Raw genomic sequence first — 18,561 nt, forward strand, 5'->3', positions numbered from 1 at the left:
CAACGTCAACACCTTTGAGCGATTCAATTTCGTCTAAATTCGTAACTCTATACGGAAGCTTCCGCATTGCCGGCCGACTTCACACGTATATTCGGCAGCAGCTTATTCATATTAACTGTACGCTTGATCTCCCAAGTAGACGGATCACGGTAGTCGTACTGCTCCAAATAAGTGATGACTTCCTTCGTAATCGGCGTCGGCGTCGAAGCGCCGGACGTAACGGCTACGCGGTCAATGCCTTGAAGCCACTCCTGCTTGATCTCGCTGACATCGGAGACGCGATAAGCCTTCACGCCCGCAATCTCCTCAGACACCTGTGCAAGACGGTTGGAGTTGTTGCTTCGAGGGTCGCCTACAACGATACAAAGCTGTGCCGTTCCCGCCTGATCCGCAACGGCCTCCTGGCGCACCTGAGTAGCCAGACAGATCTCATTATGCACCTCGGCATGCGGGTACTTCTCTTGAAGCTTCTGCATGATATGGCGAATATCCCATTGCGACATGGTCGTCTGGTTCGTAATGATGATTTTGTCGTGCGACACGTTAAGCACGTCGATCTCATGCTCCTTCTCGATGAGATGAACCATGTCAGGAGCGACGCCTAATGCGCCCTCCGGCTCGGGATGGCCTTTTTTGCCGATATAAATAATATGATAGCCCTCCGCAGTCTTCTCCCGAATAAGATCATGCGTCTTCGTGACATCCGGGCATGTGGCATCCACTACTGACAAGCCCTTCTGCCGTGCGCGCTGACGCACTTCCGGCGAGACGCCATGGGCGGTGAAGATGACGGTGCCTTCGTTAATTTGATCCAATATTTCAAGACGATTCGCACCGTCAAGCGTGATGACGCCTTCCTTCTCGAACGCTTCCGTTACATGGGCGTTGTGAACGATCATGCCAAGAATGTAGATCGGTCTCGGCAATTCCAGATTTTTTGCCGTTTGCAAAGCAAGCACCATGGCGTCAACCACGCCATAGCAATAGCCTCTCGGCGATATTTTCACGATTTCCATTAAGCTGCACCTGCTTTCTGACGGACCTGATTATGCGAGCACTAGCTTACGTTCGGATCCGTTTCTACTATTATAGACGAATCCTCACCCTCAGAAAAGTCTATTGGCAGCCAGATCGTGAAAGTAGTCCCTTCATTCTCCAGCGTCACCACCTCGACCGATCCTCCATGCTCATCCAGAATCCACTTGGCGATCGACAATCCCAGCCCTGTTCCTACCGTCACGCCGCGAGATTCATCCGCCCGGTAGAAGCGGTCGAAGATATGCGGGATTTCATCCGGATTCATGCCGATGCCCGTATCTTGAATCCGCCAGCCGACATAGCTTGCCGTACGCACAGAGCTAAGCTCCACATGCCCGCTTGGCGTATATTTGAACGCATTTTCAATAAAGATGAACAGCAGCTGCTGCAAGTAATCGTAATTGCCGTACACAGGAACGCCAACCAGCCTCGACAAGTCGCCAATCTTCCATTCCGCGTCCCGGGGCAGCAGCTGCGCTCTTCTGACGACTTCTTCGGTGAGCGGCAGCAATTGCACTTGCTCCTTCTCCATGACATAACCCGCGTCCGCACGTGCTAGTGCCAGCAAGTCGCCTACCAGCGTACTCATTCTTCTCGCCTCCGCTGCAATATCCGACATGGCTTCGCTGGACATCTGCCAGTGATCCGTCGTCAGCATAAGGCCGTCTTTCCCTTGCAATTGCCCCGATTCCTTAGCACGTGACCACATTTTTTCCAGCAGATCAATATTGCCGCGAATCGTCGTAAGCGGCGTGCGAAGCTCATGGGATGCATCGGATACGAAACGCCGCTGCGCTTTGTAGGCTTCATCCAGCTCATTATAAGCTGTCTGCAGCCGCGAGAGCATAGAGTTCAGCGTATCGACCAGCACGCCTACCTCATCCTTCGGACCGTCTGACGGTATGCGCATGCTCAGATCGGAACCCTTCTCAATCTGCTGGGTAGCGTCAATGACGCGACCGATTGGACGAAGCGCCTGACGGGCGATGAGCATGCCGATTGTAAAGGCGATAAAGACGACAAGGATGGAATAAATGATAAGCGTATTGCGAAGGCCGGATAAATACTTGTCTTCATTATGGGTTAACACGCCAACCTGCAGCAAGCCGACGATTTGCCCTTCCGTTATGGGCGAGAACACCGGTCTTTGATAGGTTAACAAGTCATACTTAACTTTGCCGACTTCAATCGTCCGCTTGTAATATCCCTTCTCCGGCTTGCTCTCTACATCGGGATAGCTGATTTTGGCTCCTGCCATCAATAGGTCAGTCGGCTGTAAAATCAGTTTCTCATGATAATTAACGAGCTGGACGAATATATCTTTATCCACTAATTTCGATTTGGAGATCAAATCAAGGTCCAGCGTTCCCCTGTTCAGAATATAGGTCATGTTGACGTTGATCTGATCGCTTTGTTTTTTGATCATCACTTTAAGATCGTTGTACGTGTTCCAATTGATAAACATAAAGACGCTGACGCCGAAAATCAGCAAGGTCATGGCCAGCAGTCCCGTGTACCACAAGGTTAGACGAAGCCGAATGGACATGGCTTTATCCTGCCTCCCCCCTGAGCACGTAGCCCGTGCCGCGAACCGTCTGGATGATCCGCTTGCCTCCGCCTTCCTCTACCTTCTGGCGCAGCATGGCGATATAGACCTCCAGCACGTTCGATTCGCCGCTGAAATCAAATCCCCATATCTTCTCCATAATGGCGTCGCGCGTCAGCACACGTCTAGGATTCTGCATAAAGAGGAGCAGCAGATCGTATTCCTTGCTCGTCAATTCAATGCGCCGTCCCGAGCGAATCGCCTCGCGCGCATCCATGTCCAGAATCAGGTCGTCGAACGTCAGCTGATGGCTGCTTGTCTCCTCCAGCTTGTCCGACTTGCGGCGCAGCAGCGCCCTTGCCCTCGCCAGAAGCTCTTCCAGCGCGAACGGCTTAACGAGATAGTCATCCGCGCCAAGATCAAGCCCTTTCACGCGGTCGATCACATCATCCTTAGCCGTCAGCATCATGATCGGCACAGCGCTCCCGCTTTCGCGGACCCGGCGGCATACCTCCCAGCCGTCAATCTGCGGCATCATCACGTCCAGTATGATCAAGTCCGGCTCAACCGCCAGCAGCGTCTTAAGCCCCTCAGCGCCGTTCCCGGCCGTCGTTACTTCATATCCTTCGAACGCCAGGCTGCGGCGCAGCATCGAAATGATTCTTTCGTCATCATCCACAACTACGATATGCGGTCTCACGGGCATCTCCCTTTCTCCCGAACAAAAAGCGCAGAGAGTAAAAACTCTGCGCCTTGTTCGCTAATTTGAGCAGCAGCTGGTTATTGCAGGCCAAATACGTTTTTGTCGCCGATTTCGACCTTCAGGTTCATTTCCTTGCCTTGGCGGATAATATTGAACTCCACCTGCTCGCCAACTTTTCTGGATTTGATATCTTCGATTAATGCTGCCGAAGTGGACATCTTCTTGCCTTCCACCCCTACGATGACGTCGAATTGCGTAAGTCCCGCAAGGTATGCCGGGGAGTTGTAATAAACGCTCTTCACAAGCGAGCCTTCCGCCTTCTCCAGCCCCAGCTGCTTCGCAAATTCATCGGTCATATCATAAAGCTCTGCTCCGATGAACGGCGCCGCTTCTTTCGGCACTTCCGTGTTGTTCTTCAAGCTCTCAAGCACTTCAGTGATCGTGCTTGTCGGAATTGCAAAGCCGATGCCTTGCGCTTGCGAGCTGACCGCCGTATTGATGCCGATTACTTCGCCTTTTGTATTCAACAGCGGACCTCCGGAGTTGCCCGGATTAATGGATGCGTCCGTCTGGAGCAAATGCTTGTAGTTACGCTCGCCTTGCTGATCCGGTATATCGATCGGACGTTCTTTGGCGCTGAGCACGCCTGCCGTAATCGTATGGTCGAAGCCGTACGGATTGCCAATCGCAACTACCCAATCGCCAATGCTGATATCATCGGAGCTGCCAAGCGACAGCGTCGGGAAGTCCTTGTCGCCTTCAATCTTCAGGACAGCCAAATCCAGATCATAGCTTGAGCCCAGAAGCTTCGCTTTGAACGGCTTATCGTAGCCTTGCACCGTTACCCGAATTTCATCCGCCTGCCCAACTACGTGCTGATTTGTCAGGATATGGCCGTCCGCTTCGAAGAAGAAGCCTGTGCCGATGCCGGACTGCTGCATATCGCCGCCTTGCTCTTCACTCGGCGCCTGCGTGCCCGGGTAGTTGTCCCCAAAGAACTGTCTGAAGAACGGATCGTTGAACAGGCTGTTGCCGCCATTGTTCGTTCTTACCTTAGCATACGTCTCGATCTTCACTACAGCAGGGCTTGCCTGCTTGAACAGCTGGGCAAGATTGTCTGGTCTGGCCGCAACAGTCGCGCCGCCGCCGGATCCGCCGCTGCTTGCCGTCGTGCCCGAACCGGCGCCGCTGCCTTCCGACTGGGTTGCCACCGTATTGCCGGATGTGAACCAGTTGCGGGTATCCGCCGCATACATCAGTCCGCCAACGACAAGCACGCCCGCCATGAAAGAGAGGAACATCGATTTAAACGAAGGCCCTTTTTTCTCCCTTACCTGAAAAGCGTTTTTCGCATTCCCGCCGGCAGGCGGAACAGGTCTGAGCTGCGGCGGATAAGACAGCGGCGGTTGTTGAGGCTCCCTGTCATACCCGTCTGTTCGTGCATAGCCATTCCCGCTTGCGATGGACTGTGAAGGCTCATTAACCGTCGGGCCGTAAGAATAATAATAAGAAGGCTTCGGCTCCTGTTCGCGGGCAGGCTCTTTCGTCCCTTCATTCATCTCGTTCGTATCGTCTGAGCGCTTAGGCTCCTCTGGATTGAAAAAGTCGTCATATCCATTTTTTTTGTTTTGATCATCCATATGCGTTCTCCTCCGTTCGACTGCATGATTGATCTATTTCAGATTCAATTGATTTGTTAGTTCTATCTTGCACATTCTACCTTAAAACAAACTTAAAAACACCTGAATTTCAGATAACTTTTGGGCGCGTTAACCCTTGTCGCAATTGGGTTTGACGCCATATGGCAATAAGACGGGCAGCCAGACACCGGCCCATAAATAGAAAGAGCCGGGGGTTATTCACACACGGCTCTTTCATAGTTTATCATATTGTTATTTTCGGCGGCAAGGCGGACAGCTACCGTGCCGCCCGCTCAAGAATGCTGTCATCTATTATTTTCATGAAATCCTTTAAGTTGTAGGAATCATATTTGACCTTCCACTTTTCCCCATCCTCAATTAGCTCTATGCGTCCGGAGACAGCCATGTTTTCATCGCCAATTTCAAGCAAGCCTTCATAATTCAGCTTTATTACTGAGGAATCATCAGTTTCACGTTCTTCAAATGCCAGGTCCGATAGTCGGAGATCCTTTTTTTTAATTTGTGCGATATCCAGTGCATAGACGAACATACGATCCGCTGATTTCTTTTGGAAAAACGAATCCGTCGTTAACGGACGAAGCTGATCTTCCCTGCTTCTTATTTGTTCCAGCATTGCTTCATCCGAATACTCGAAGAAGTCGGCTTCGAGTTGGGTCCTCTTGTAAGCTTCGGCAGCTGAAATGGCGGATACAAGCTTGCTATTCCCCTGATTCGTGCAGCCGCTTATAAGGCTCGCAATTAGCAATAGTCCGATCAAAGCTCTCATGCAAGCACCTCCAATAATTCATTGTTATATCTTATGTACGTTCATTTGCGTTAAAAAGTTGAATACCATTTTCACGGCAACCATATTAAACAACAAAAAACTCCCTAGCCTGCGGCCAGAGAGCTCTATTCACCCTATTATCCAGTTCACCGCTTCAACAAACGATCGACTTCGCCCATGATCTCCTTCGCCCGTTCCGTCCAGCGGTCATCCACCGGCGCATCGGGGTCGGACGGGGCCTGGAACTGGTCGAACAGGGCGCCCGCCACCCGGAATGACGCTTCGGGATCGTTGCCCTCCTGGTATAGATGCCGAAGCACATAAGGCGTGCCGAAGCGGATGATGGCATTGTTCTCCGACAGCTCGCTGTCGATATTGCCGTCCGTCACCTGGAACGGGATGCGCAGCCATACCTTATTCTCGTCATCTAGCGCGCGGTCGAACGAGCCGCTGTCATAATCCCAATTGCCGCCGAGCGTGAACTTATCCTCCGCCAGCAGCACCTGCATTTCCGTAAATTTTTTCTCCATGCCTTCCACTTCAGAGGCGATAGGAATCATGCGGCATACCTCCAGCCTTTTTTCCGTATTTGCTAAAAGGTAGTATGCCCGCCGTCCACTCCCGTTATGCTATGCGCGATTCGCCCAGCCCTTGCGGTGAGCAAGCACCGCCAGCTGTGTCCGGTCCTCCAGCTCGCACTTCATTAGCAGGTTGCTCACATGAGTCTTGACCGTCTTGATGCTAATATGCAGTTCATCGGCAATCTCCTTGTTAGACAGGCCGTCTGCAATCAGCAGCAGCACTTCCTTCTCCCGCTCCGTCAATTCCTCATCGCCGGACTGGGCTGTGCGCTGCCGCAGCCCTCTCGTCAAAGCCTGCGATACGTCCGTCGTCATAACCGGCATGCCTTTGAACGCGCCGTTTATCGCATAGATCAGCTCTTCCGCCGATACCGTCTTCAGCACATAGCTGACTGCCCCAGCCTCAATAGCGCCATATACTTTGTCATCCTCAAGGAAGCTGGTAAGCATCACGATTTTCATATTAGGATACTTGGCAATGACTGCGCGAGTCGTCTCGATTCCGTCCATCTCCGGCATCATCAGATCCATCAGAATAATGTCGGGGCGCTCCTCCTCCGATCTGGCTTCCAGCCAGTTCAGCGCTTCCCGCCCATTGCCTGCTTCCGCGATAATATCGAGCTTCGGCTCCAGCATCAAATAAGTGCGAAGTCCAATTCTGACCATATCATGGTCGTCGACAATCATAACCTTAATCATATCTGATCCATTCATCGGCTCTGCTCTCCCCGGTATATTTTCGGAATCGTTACCTTCACTCTCGTGCCGCTGCCAACTTTGCTGACAATATCGGCACTGCCGCCCAGCTTCTGCGCCCGCTCCTGCATGGTGGACAACCCATAGGAGCCGCCCTTCACCTGGTCTGCCTTAAAGCCCTTGCCGTCATCCACCAGCATCATGACGACTTGCCGCTCCGTATCCGCCAGCGTCAGCGTACAGCTGCCCGCACCCGCATGCTTCACAATATTCGCCATCGCCTCTTGCACGATCAGGAACAGCTGATGCTCCTTCGCCTCGCTAAGCTGCTCGGAGAGCCTCCACTCCATCGAGCCCTGCAAGCCATTCTGGCGGCAATAGTCAGGGAACCACTTGTCCAGCGCTTCTTGCAGCGTCCTGCCCTCCAGCTCCATCGGCCGCAGCTGGGCAATAAAGTTGCGCATCTGCTTCTGCGCCAGATTGGACATCTGAATAAGCTGGTCCAGCACAGACTTGGCGCGTTCTGCATCGACTTGCTGCAGCTTCGGCAGAGAAGAGGCGCACATGTGGATAGCGAATAGCTGCTGGCTGACCGTATCATGCAGATCGCGGGCCAGCCGCTTGCGCTCCTCTAATACTGCCGCTTCGTTGGAGGCCGCTTCCGTAAGCACCTTCTCTTCCCCCATCTGCTGCAGCAGCTTCATCTTCTCTTGCATCTGTTCGGCCAGCTCGTTGAATTCCCGGTAGACCGGCACAAAAGAATTATGACCCTGCTCCGTAATGCGGACCTCATAGTTGCCATTCACCGCTTGCTTTAAGGACAAATGCAGCGTGTCCAGCCTCTGGCCGAACCGCTGCGCTGCCCAATAGCCGAACCCCGCGCTCACCAGCAGGATGAGGATTGCGGACCATAGCTTAAGCTCTACTGAAGTAAACTGATTCACAACTGCATTCCATAATAGCGTTGCCAGCAGCACCGAGACAGCGGACGACAGAACGAACATGCCGATCAGCTCCCACTTGCCGCTGCGCAGGAATCGTACCATCATGCCCGCGTCACCCTACCTTCGTCACACGCGTATCGCCAATAAAGGTGCTGATGACGATCTTGATTTGTTTGTCGGCATCCGCATAGTGCGGCGACTTCAAATTGACATTGGTGAACAAACCGCCATCCTTCTGGCCGAGCACCTTCACATCTCCGATGAATGCGGTGGATACGACCTGCACGCCAACCTCATAATCATTCGGCACATAGACCTTCACATCTCCAATAAAGGAAGAGATCGTAATTCTGGTTTCGCCGAACGGAATTTGCGCCTTGGTCAGATCAAGCACGGTATCTCCGATAAAGTGGGAGATGTTCACCGGCTTCAGCTCCCAATAATCATGACCCATATGAATGTCGCCGATAAAACCGGAGCGATTGATTGTGCTTGCGTCATGGTTCCACCACTCCACATGCTCCTTGTTTCCATTCTCGTAGCAGCCCGCTTGCTTGCTCCGTTTCTTGTATTTGCTGTATCCTCCATCCGAGCCATAAGTGCCGTCAAATTCGCCCGAGCCAAATTCTTTATGCTTCGATTGCGATTTTGATTTCTCGCCGCTATATTTCTCGTCTTTGTCCAGCTGCTCCGCGGGGTCTACTCCTGTCGGATCCGGGTGAAGCGGCGGGGCCGGCGGCACAGGCGATTCATCCTGATAAGGCCGGTAAGACTGCCACTCATCAGCAGGAGGCGTCTGACGCTTCTTGCGCGGACTCCAGATCATGCGAAGCCCGACGAAAATAATAATGACCGGAATCAGAAACGGAATAATGTCTCCGACGGACCAGGTCAAGAAATCCAGGTTATTGCCCAGGAATACAAGGCCCAGGATAACCATTAAACCTCCCCACAAGCCAGAGCCTCCATGGCTTCGGCCGCTCAGCATCTGCGTCAATCCAAAGTAAATAAGGATACACGGCCAGAAAGTCGAGAAGACGTCTCCGATGCTAAATTCCAAGTAACCCAGCTGTCTAAGTAAAAACGCTAATCCCAACGAAATGATGACAAGTCCGGTCAGCAACCGGCTTGCGAAGTTTCCATTCATGTCGCCAACTCCCATGCCCTTCAATTTATACACCTAGTATACCTGATTGCCCGTCTGTCGCATAAGGGACGGCCGATTGAACTTCATCTCAGTCTCGAGACCGATGTGTCTGGTATATATTTACATATCAAAAAGTAACAAAAAAACCGCCACTGCCACAGCAATGACGGCATACTTGCTATTGTATCGACATATCCGCTCCAATGACGCCTATCGGCTGTCCCGCTTCATCCAAGATCGGCACAGAGATCGTCATGCACAATTGCTTCGTAATTGCGGATACATAAATGTCGGATTGAAAGGCGTGGCCCTCTATCGCCCGCCTCCACCACTCCCTGACCTTCGCATTCAGCAGGCCGGCCTCAGGCAAGGATACGATAAAGGAACCATCCTTGCGATTCGACCAGATGGCCTCAATCTCCGGCTTGGAGCGAAGGAGCCCGGCCAGCAGAAGCTGGTGCTCCTCTTCTGCTAACGAACGAAGCCTGCTGTCGGCGGCAGCTTGCTTCAGCCATTGCTGCAAAGCCGCTACATTGCCCATCGCCTTGCTGATTGTATGCTTGATGCCTACATTGTCGATGGCCTTCACCAGCTCTCCCGACGAGCGGCCCAAATTGCCTTTAACGCGGCCCAGCTTCGCAATTTGTTCCCGCTGCATCTCCGTCATCTTAAGCGTATCATCTACACTAAGAACAGTTTCGTTGACGGAATGCACGACCTCCTTAAGCATAAGGGTCATGCCAGCCATATGCTCTGTCTGTCTCGCGCTCGCTGCGTCAGTATCTCCGGCCAGCTCGTCCACTTCGGATATTTTGGTCAAGATTTCATCCAGTCTGACATGCATCGACCTCATCTCTTCAGCGCCGCGTCCAACCGAGGTTTTCTCTTCATCGACCGCCCGTATTACCTGCCTTACACCAGACTCGATCTGCTCCACAACTTGCGACGATCTGCTGACCGCTTCCCCGCTTTGCTCGGCAAGCTTCTTGATCTGGTCGGCAACAACCGCGAAGCCTCTGCCGTATTCGCCGGCATGCGCGGCCTCGATCGTTGCATTAAGGGCAAGCAAGGAAGTTTGGGACACAATCGCTTGGATAAGCGAGTTCATCTCGCTGACATGGGAGGTCTGCTCGATCAGCTCGCGGATATGTGCATCCATCTCTTCATTCTGCCTGATAAGCTGATTCATGACTTCATTCGCTGCCTCCAAGGAGCGGCTGACGTCCAGCGCCAGCTCCTTGGCCTCATTGCTCTTGCCCTTGAGCCGGGACGATGCCCCGCTAATCTGCTCCGCCGCAGCCGCCACTTCCTGCAACGCGGAGAATGATTGCTCCATCCGGCTCATTGCGCCTGTGCTGGATTGCCTGAGCATCAGCTCCTGAGCCGCGGAACGATCGGCTATATCGGTAAGCTGTTGAATCGCCCCTTCCACTTCATCTACTGCCGCATTCAATTGGTCGGAGATGACGACGGATTCATGAAGCAACGTAACCATCTTCGTCTGCTGTTCCGGCTTTGCCTGCTCAAGCTCCGTATTCCGGGAAAACCATCGGGCTGCAGTTCGCATGTCTCTAGGACCGCCCCTCTTTCGTGTGTTATGTAAGATTTCCCTACATTATAATCCAGTATTAGACAAAAGAAAAGAGAAACCGTTCCCGGTTCCTCTTCCTTTTTGCGACTTACGTCACAATAACTAACATTATTGTTGGTTTTGATTGTTTTGAGCTGCTTGGTTCGCATTTTGGTTAGCAGCTTGATTGTTAGCTGCATTATTTTGGTTGAACTCCTCAGCGAATTCAGCATTGTATTGATTGTTTTGGTTTTGGTTTTGGTTTTGTGCTACTTTGTTTTTGTTTTTGTTTGTCATGGTCTTCACCTCCCCGTTCACCTTTAGTATGGCAAGCGCTCGGCTTCTTATGCAGAAATTACGACTCTAGGTAAGACTGGGGAATCGGCTTGCCGGCCTCTACCGCCTGGTTGATTTCATTCAGCCACGATTGAGTCAGCTTGCCTCTTCCGCGCCTCAGCACCTGAACCTCCACCTTGCGCTTGCCCCATTGTTCGTACACTTCCTTAATCGTCTCGAAGTACAGGTCAATACGGTTTCCTTTGATGGCAGAGCCGGTATCGGCTACGACTCCGTAGCCGTATCCCGGAATATACAGCAGCGTGCCAATCGGGAACAGCTTGGGGTCAGCCGCAATGGTCGAGACCTGATCCCGTCTGACCTTTACCCCTGAATACGTAATGCCGTATCCGGGATGGCCGGGACGCTTGCCCGTCGATTCGACGCCTGCCGTATAACCGGTAGCCACTACCTCTATAACATCTAGTGCAGCTGTTGTTGGATTCGATTGTGCGGAATGGCCGGCACCTGCATGATCGGCGGGTGCGCTGTATGCGATCGGCGCTCCAAGTGCTGTAACGAGCGCAATAAGCATAACCATCCACTTTTTTGAGCAAAGAAAAAAGCTTGTAACCATCTGGGCAAACTCCTCCTCAGAAGAATATTGCCCTGATGGTTCAAGCTTTATGCGCGGGCTAGCTGCCGCCTACGCTTTGGATGCGATTTGACCTTGCAAATATTCGATGATCTCAGCTATCGACTTGGCGCCGATATCGCCTTCACCGCGTTTGCGGACGGAGACGGAGCCGGATTGCATCTCGTTCTCGCCAACAACAAGCATGTAAGGCATCTTCTCCAACTGCGCTTCACGAATCTTGTAGCCCAGCTTCTCGTTGCGCAGATCGCTCTCTACGCGAATGCCCGCTTCTTGCAGCTTCTCCGCCACTTCGCGAGCGTAAGCCTCGTAAGCTGTGGATACCGGAATAATCTTAGCTTGTACCGGCGACAGCCACAGCGGAAGCGCGCCTGCGAAGTTCTCAAGCAGGAATGCCGTCATGCGTTCCATTGTGCTGATAATACCGCGGTGGATAACAACCGGACGATGCTTCTTGCCATCCTCGCCGACATACTCCAGCTCGAAGCGCTCCGGCAGCAGGAAGTCCAGCTGTGCAGTCGACAGCGTCTCTTCCTTGCCGAGCGCCGTCTTGATCTGCACGTCCAGCTTCGGTCCGTAGAATGCCGCTTCGCCTTCCGCCTCGAAGAACGGAAGCCCCAGCTCCTCGACTACCTCACGCAGCATGCGCTGGGACATCTCCCACATCTCGTCGTTCTGGAAGTACTTCTCCGTATCCTTCGGATCGCGGTAGGACAAGCGGAAGCGGTATTCCTTAATGCCGAAGTCCTCGTATACTTTGCGAATCAAGTTAATTACGCGCGCGAACTCTTCCTTGATCTGATCCGGCCGGCAGAAGATATGGGCATCGTTCAGCGTCATCGCGCGAACGCGGTGCAAGCCAGTGAGGGCGCCAGACATCTCGTAGCGGTGCATCGTGCCAAGCTCGGCGATCCGAACCGGCAGGTCGCGGTAGCTGCGCATGTCGCTCTTGAAGACCATCATATGATGCGGACAGTTCATCGGACGAAGCACCAGCTCTTCATTGTCCATCACCATCTTAGGGAACATGTCCTCGCTATAGTGCTCCCAGTGGCCCGAAATTTTGTACAGCTCTACGTTAGCCAGAACAGGCGTATACACATGCTCGTAGCCGAGACGCTCTTCCAGATCTACGATATAACGCTCCATCGTTCTGCGGATCTTGGCTCCGTTAGGGAGCCACAGCGGCAAGCCTTGGCCTACCTCGCGGGAGAACGTGAACGTCTTCAGCTCGCGGCCCAGCTTCCGGTGGTCGCGCTTCTTCGCTTCCTCCAGGAAATGAAGATGCTCGTCCAGCTGCGCTTTCTTAGGGAAAGCTGTGCCATAAATACGCTGAAGCATCTTGTTCTTGGAGTCGCCGCGCCAGTAAGCGCCCGCCACGCTAAGCAGCTTGAACGCTTTGATCCGTCCCGTCGACGGCAGATGCGGACCGCGGCACAGATCGAAGAACTCGCCCTGGTCGTACATTGTAATCACGGAATCCTCCGGCAAGTCACGGATAAGCTCTAGCTTCAAGTTATCATCAAGCTCCGTGAAGATAGCCAGCGCCTCGTCGCGGCTAACGACTCTGCGGCGGATCTCCAGGTTCTCGCCGATAATCTTGTTCATTTCCTTCTCAATTGCGCCAAGATCGTCCGGCGTCAAGGAATGCTCCATGTCGATATCGTAATAGAAGCCATCTTCAATAACTGGGCCGATGCCTAGCTTCACCGCTTTGTTGCCATAGACGCGCTTCAGCGCCTGCGCCAGCAAATGCGCTGTGCTGTGGCGGTATACTTCAAGACCGTCCGCCGACTCGACTGTCACGATCTCGATTGCCGAATCCTGCTCGATCGGCGTATATACATCAACGACTTTGCCGTCGATTTTGCCGGCAATTGCGTTTTTCTTGAGGCCAGAGCTGATGGAACCCGCTACGTCTTCAATTGTTGTGCCGGCTTCATATTCACGGACAGCGCCGTCCGGCAGCGTTACTTTAATACTCATTTTCCTTCATCCTCCCATTGGTCTATTGCAAGCAAAGCCGCAGGAACGCAACAAAAAAAGCACGCATCCCGCAAAAGGGACGAGTGCTTGTCAGCTCGTGGTTCCACCCTACTTCAACTGCCGATTGTCCGGTTCTTGCACCAACAGGTGCGGCAGTCCTCGTATTCATCTGGTAACGGAGATATCCGGTATGGCTTACAGCCGCAGATCTCTCTGCAGGTTCATCCATACAGCTACAAGAGGGGTACATCTGCCCGCGTCTAGGAAGGAACTTTCAGCTGGAATTCCTCTCTCTGGTCCAAGCGCATCTGGCAGACACATGACTCTGGTCATGGCTGTTGCAATGTTTATCAGCATCATTATAGACCGATAAGAGAAAATGGTCAAGGGTGCAAGGGCTCTTAACCAGCGACCATCACCTTAAGGCTGCACAACCTCATCCAGCGTACTGGAGCAGGAAGGGCATTTCACGCATATTTTTACCCGGTTATCGAATATCGTCTCGATCGTCCGAATAACCTGCATGTCAGGATTGCGGGTATGAATCATGATCTGCTTCGGGGATACCGAGATCAGCGAGCTGATAACCATATCCTCGATATTCATCTCCGTCTCCAGCATCTCCGCAACGATCCGGTCCGACGGCGGCTTCGGCTCCAGCGTCTGGAAGCTTTCATTGTACAGCATAAAGTCATGTCCGCCTTTGTGCACCAGATGGACAAGCGGCACTTTGGACTCCTGCAATTGGACAAAATATTTCAGCAGTGAGATAAACTCCTGGTACTGCTTATCCAGCACGTACTCATCCAGCGCATACTCCACAATCTCGGTAAGCTCCTTGCGATAGCTGCGCAGGCGGAACGTCAGCAAGCCGCTGAGGTTCAGCTCAGTCTCCACTTCAAGATACTTTTCGATTTCGTCGGCGATTTTTCCTTTGCGCCTCGCGCGATCCGCCTCCTGAAAGCGGTGGCCAAGCCCCTCCCACTCCTTGCCGTGCAGAAGATCATGGCAATACTTCTCGATCACAACGGCATCCATGGACGGATTGCCCTGGTATTTCTTGCGGATAATCGACGAGAGCAAGCCCGGCTCCATATGGCTGATCACATATTCAGCCACTGCTCCAGCCGCCGATTTATATAAGAAAGGTCCGTCAGCCTTCAATTGAAATTGCGGAAGCTGGGCGGTGCAGCGAACAGCCTCCTTCTCCTTCACGAATTGAACGAGCGGAAGACTGCTTTCCCTGGCCGACCTATGTAAATCAGCATTAACTTGTTCCTCAAGCAGCGACTGCAGGCACTCGACTGTTTCCTCATCATGCATTGCGATTCTGAACAAATCCATGCGCTCACCCCTTTCCTTCCGTTACAGTATATGGCCCGCAGGCAGCGTATATACAAAGAAGAGTTTGGCATGGCGGCCAGCAACCGCATCATAATATAAAAGACCGCCCGGGCGGCCAAAAGGCCTTATCGGGCGGTCTAATCATAAGTGCTGATCCGTATGGAGCGTTAATTTTGCATAATAAAGTCGCGTTCCGCTTTCTCCGATTCATGATACATGCGGAGGATATTGTATTTGGTATCGCGTTGAGCCGGAATTTTGCCTGCTTCGCGAATCAATTGAAGAATAAGATCGATATTCACCTTATGCGTTGTGCCTGCCGCCGATACGACATTCTCTTCGATCATCGTGCTGCCAAAGTCATTGCAGCCGTAAGACAAGCTGAGTTTGCCCATCTCCGGTCCCATCGTTACCCAAGAGGACTGGAAGTTCTTGATGTTATCCAGCATCATGCGGCTGACCGCGACAATACGAAGATATTCCTCCGGCTTCGCCTTCTCCAGCTTCAGATTCGTATTGTCCGGCTGGAACGGCCAGGAGATAAAGGCCATGAAGCCCGGCGTCGGATAGTTGTTCGCAAGCACCTTATCCTGTTCATCGCGGATGCGCAGCATATGAAGCGCCCGTTCCTCGATCGTCTCGCCGAGACCGTATACCATAGTCGCAGTCGTATTCATGCCGTGGCGATGGGCGGAATTCATGACATCCATCCAATCCGTCCACGGGCCTTTCATCCGGCTGATTTTTTTGCGTGTGCGGTCATCCAGAATCTCCGCGCCGCCGCCCGGCAAGGAGTCCAGCCCCGCTTCATGCAGCTGTGAGATGACTTCATCCAGCGACAATCCGTCCGACACCACTTTCATCTTCTGGATTTCCGCAGGCGAGAACGAGTGCATCGTAATATTCGGGAAGCGATTTTTGATTTTGCGCAGCAAATCCGTGTAATACGTAAACGGCAAGTTCGGGTTTGTACCGCCTTGCATCAGAATCTCGGTACCGCCTACATCAACCGTCTCCTGAATTTTATTTAAAATGACTTCGTCATCCAGTACGTAACCTTCCTTCGAGCCCGGCGCGCGGTAAAAGGCGCAGAAGCGGCAATATACGTCGCAAACATTCGTATAGTTGACGTTGCGTCCTACCACAAATGTCGTGATCGGCTCAGGATGCTTTCTCAGCATCAACTGGTTGGCTACATGTCCCATCTTCTCGATCTGATCGGAAGCGAGCAATTCCATTCCGTCTTCCAGACTTAATCTTTCGCCGCTCAGGGCTTTGTCCAATATACGGTCTATCGCGCTCATCCGCAAGACCTCCTTAACGTGTTCAATCGAATAAGTAGCAATACTTAATCCTATCATAGATCAAGAAGGCTAGTCATCCATTCGGTACAAAAGCATTATGGCAATTTAACGAAATTTATAAAAAGAAGACAGACACGGCACTAGCCGTTCGAATGGCTGCCGTGTCTGTATGCGCGTTCTATTATATTACGCGTCGATCTCATGCTTGGCCGCGCGCAGCGCCTGCTCCAAATCCTCAATCAGATCATCGACATGCTCGATGCCGACGGAGAAGCGCAGCAAACGGTCATCCACCCCGACAGCCTTCCGGATCTCCTCTGGAATGTCGGCATGAGTCTGTACCGCAGGATAAGTCATCAGCGACTCTACCCCGCCAAGGCTCTCTGCGAAGGCAATCAGCTTGATATGGCGCAGAATCGGCTCCACATAACGCGCATCCTTGACCCGGAATGAGAAGATGCCGGTATTGCCGGAGGATTGCTTGTTCTGAATGTCATAGCCCGGATGATGAGGCAGCGCAGGATAAAAAACATCCTCAATCGCTTCATGCTCCAGCAGATACTCCGCGATCTTCGTCGCATTGTATTGATGTCTCTCCATCCGCAGCGCCAGCGTCTTCATGCCTCTCATAAGCAGCCAGGAATCTTGCGGACCCAGCACTGCGCCAATGGAGTTATGTAGAATCGCCATCTGCTTCGACAATTCCTCGCCTTTTGTAATAATCAAGCCCGCCAGCACGTCATTATGGCCGCCCAAATATTTGGTCGCGCTATGAATGACAATGTCCGCGCCAAGCTCGATCGGGCGCTGCAAGTAAGGCGTGAGCAGCGTATTGTCGACGATGGTCAGAAGGCCTTTCGACTTGGCCCATGCGCTTACGCGCTCCAGATCGGTAATCATCATTAGGGGATTCGTCGGCGTCTCGATCAGCACGGCCTTCGTGTTAGGCTGCAGCAAGCTGGACATGCTGTCGATGTCATTGGTATCGACGTAGGAAGCCGTTACTCCGAATCTGGACATAATGCGCTCCAGCAGACGGTAGGTGCCGCCGTATAGATCCAGGGAAACAATCAAATGATCGCCTTGACTGAAGTAAGCAAAGATCGTCTGCAAAGCCGCCATGCCTGAGCTGCAGGCAAATCCGGCGTCACCGGACTCCAGCTTAGCTGCCGCTTCCTCCAGCACAGCTCTGGTTGGACTTTTGGTTCTTGCGTAATCGAACCCCGTGCTTTGTCCCAGCTTGGGATGGCGAAATGCCGTAGCTTGATAGACGGGGAAGCTGACCGCTCCCGTAACAGGCTCCTGCACGGAACCGATTTGAGCCAAGTGACTTTCGATTTTCATCTTAACTTCGCAACTCCCTTAACATGTATTAGAGGTTTGAACACAATGCTAGATGCCGGCGCCGAGATCATAAGGCGTCTGCTGGTACACATAATAGTTCAGCCAGTTGGAGAATAACAGATTCGCGTGCGCTCTCCATGTGGAGAGCGGCATACAGGACGGGTTATCGCCCGGGAAATAATTTTTCGGCAGCGCAATCTCCATTCCTTTCGCTACATCGCGGTCATATTCAAACTTCAGCGAGGTCGGATCGTATTCGGAATGCCCCGTGACAAAAATTTGCTTGCCATCGCGCGAAGCTACTATATAGATGCCCGAGTCTGCGGACTCCGACAAAATCTCCAGCTCCTCGATCGGCTCGATATCTTCCCTGCGCACTTCCGTATGGCGGGATTGCGGCACGAAGAACAGCTCGTCGAAGCCTCTGAGCAATTGCACATTTCGTTTCTGTTCCGTAACGGTATGCGGGAATACGCCGAATATTTTGAAATCCAGATTGTATTTCGGCACGCCATAATGATGGTAGAGACCAGCCTGAGAGGCCCAACAGATATGGAAGGTCGAAGTGACATGGCGTTTCGTCCATTCCATAATTTCCTGCAGCTCTTCCCAGTAGTTCACTTCCTCGAACGGCAGATGCTCCACAGGAGCGCCAGTAATGATCATGCCGTCAAAATATTGATGGGAAATCTCGTCGAACGTTTTGTAGAACGACTCCAGATGCTCGGCAGACGTGTTTTTGGACTGATGCGTTCTCGGGTGCAGCAATACAACCTCCACTTGCAGAGGAGTGTTGCCGATCAGGCGAAGCAACTGCGTCTCCGTTGTTTCTTTCGTCGGCATCAGGTTCAGTATGGCAATACGCAGCGGCCGGATATCCTGCTGGTAGGCAACGCTCTCATCCATGACGAATATGTTCTCATTGCTTAGTATTTCCTTCGCCGGCAAGTTGTCTGGTACTTTGATAGGCACTTCCATCACACTCCTAAAAATCAATGAT

Annotated in this window: 17 protein-coding genes; all 17 read right to left on the reverse strand. The window is 52.5% G+C overall.

Annotated features, from left to right (window positions below; translation table 11 throughout):
* Positions 1–47 precede the first annotated feature (47 nt).
* Positions 48–1,016: a 4-hydroxy-3-methylbut-2-enyl diphosphate reductase gene (locus D3P09_RS07590; protein WP_120108660.1), complete on the reverse strand. Its 969-nt coding sequence runs from the start codon at positions 1,014–1,016 to the stop codon at positions 48–50.
* 41 nt (positions 1,017–1,057) lie between these two features.
* Positions 1,058–2,584 (reverse strand): sensor histidine kinase, encoded by a 1,527-nt coding sequence (locus D3P09_RS07595; protein ID WP_120108662.1) that lies wholly within the window; start codon positions 2,582–2,584, stop codon positions 1,058–1,060.
* Positions 2,585–2,588: 4 nt separating this feature from the next.
* On the reverse strand, positions 2,589–3,284 hold the full coding sequence (locus D3P09_RS07600) for a response regulator transcription factor (RefSeq protein ID WP_120110576.1): 696 nt from the start codon (positions 3,282–3,284) through the stop codon (positions 2,589–2,591).
* Positions 3,285–3,364: 80 nt separating this feature from the next.
* Positions 3,365–4,927: a trypsin-like peptidase domain-containing protein gene (locus D3P09_RS07605; RefSeq protein WP_120108664.1), complete on the reverse strand. Its 1,563-nt coding sequence runs from the start codon at positions 4,925–4,927 to the stop codon at positions 3,365–3,367.
* Positions 4,928–5,204: 277 nt separating this feature from the next.
* Positions 5,205–5,714 (reverse strand): hypothetical protein, encoded by a 510-nt coding sequence (locus D3P09_RS07610; RefSeq protein WP_120108666.1) that lies wholly within the window; start codon positions 5,712–5,714, stop codon positions 5,205–5,207.
* Positions 5,715–5,860: 146 nt separating this feature from the next.
* Positions 5,861–6,274, reverse strand: a complete 414-nt coding sequence (locus tag D3P09_RS07615) for a YugN family protein (protein WP_120108668.1) — start codon at positions 6,272–6,274, stop codon at positions 5,861–5,863.
* A gap of 69 nt (positions 6,275–6,343) precedes the next feature.
* Positions 6,344–7,009, reverse strand: coding sequence for a response regulator (locus tag D3P09_RS07620; protein WP_120108670.1), 666 nt, complete (start codon positions 7,007–7,009; stop codon positions 6,344–6,346).
* Positions 7,006–8,040, reverse strand: a complete 1,035-nt coding sequence (locus tag D3P09_RS07625) for a sensor histidine kinase (RefSeq protein ID WP_120108672.1) — start codon at positions 8,038–8,040, stop codon at positions 7,006–7,008. The genes D3P09_RS07620 and D3P09_RS07625 overlap by 4 nt, the downstream gene beginning before the upstream one ends.
* Before the next feature lie 7 nt (positions 8,041–8,047).
* Positions 8,048–9,082 carry a cell wall-active antibiotics response protein LiaF gene (liaF, locus tag D3P09_RS07630; RefSeq protein ID WP_165867351.1) on the reverse strand — a complete coding sequence of 345 codons (1,035 nt, stop codon included), beginning with the start codon at positions 9,080–9,082 and terminating at the stop codon, positions 8,048–8,050.
* A gap of 178 nt (positions 9,083–9,260) precedes the next feature.
* The gene (locus D3P09_RS07635; protein WP_120108676.1) at positions 9,261–10,649 is read right to left on the reverse strand and encodes a methyl-accepting chemotaxis protein; all 1,389 of its coding nucleotides are present in this window, start codon (positions 10,647–10,649) and stop codon (positions 9,261–9,263) included.
* A 132-nt stretch (positions 10,650–10,781) separates the two neighbouring features.
* A complete protein-coding gene (locus D3P09_RS27600; protein WP_165867352.1) occupies positions 10,782–10,949 on the reverse strand; it encodes a hypothetical protein in 168 nt (55 codons plus the stop codon).
* A 58-nt stretch (positions 10,950–11,007) separates the two neighbouring features.
* Positions 11,008–11,565: a 3D domain-containing protein gene (locus D3P09_RS07640; protein ID WP_120108678.1), complete on the reverse strand. Its 558-nt coding sequence runs from the start codon at positions 11,563–11,565 to the stop codon at positions 11,008–11,010.
* Between the two features lie 69 nt (positions 11,566–11,634).
* Positions 11,635–13,569 carry a threonine--tRNA ligase gene (gene thrS, locus D3P09_RS07645; RefSeq protein WP_120108680.1) on the reverse strand — a complete coding sequence of 645 codons (1,935 nt, stop codon included), beginning with the start codon at positions 13,567–13,569 and terminating at the stop codon, positions 11,635–11,637.
* Positions 13,570–13,989: 420 nt separating this feature from the next.
* Complete coding sequence (locus D3P09_RS07650; RefSeq protein ID WP_120108682.1) at positions 13,990–14,913, reverse strand: putative sporulation protein YtxC; 924 nt, start codon at positions 14,911–14,913, stop codon at positions 13,990–13,992.
* A 167-nt stretch (positions 14,914–15,080) separates the two neighbouring features.
* Positions 15,081–16,217: a cyclic dehypoxanthinyl futalosine synthase gene (mqnC, locus tag D3P09_RS07655; protein ID WP_120108684.1), complete on the reverse strand. Its 1,137-nt coding sequence runs from the start codon at positions 16,215–16,217 to the stop codon at positions 15,081–15,083.
* 186 nt (positions 16,218–16,403) lie between these two features.
* Complete coding sequence (locus tag D3P09_RS07660; protein ID WP_120108686.1) at positions 16,404–17,561, reverse strand: PLP-dependent transferase; 1,158 nt, start codon at positions 17,559–17,561, stop codon at positions 16,404–16,406.
* Between the two features lie 48 nt (positions 17,562–17,609).
* On the reverse strand, positions 17,610–18,533 hold the full coding sequence (metA, locus tag D3P09_RS07665) for a homoserine O-acetyltransferase MetA (RefSeq protein ID WP_120110580.1): 924 nt from the start codon (positions 18,531–18,533) through the stop codon (positions 17,610–17,612).
* Positions 18,534–18,561 lie beyond the last annotated feature (28 nt).

The organism is Paenibacillus pinisoli, from assembly GCF_003605435.1.
Classification (GTDB): Bacteria; Bacillota; Bacilli; order Paenibacillales; family Paenibacillaceae; genus Pristimantibacillus; species Pristimantibacillus pinisoli.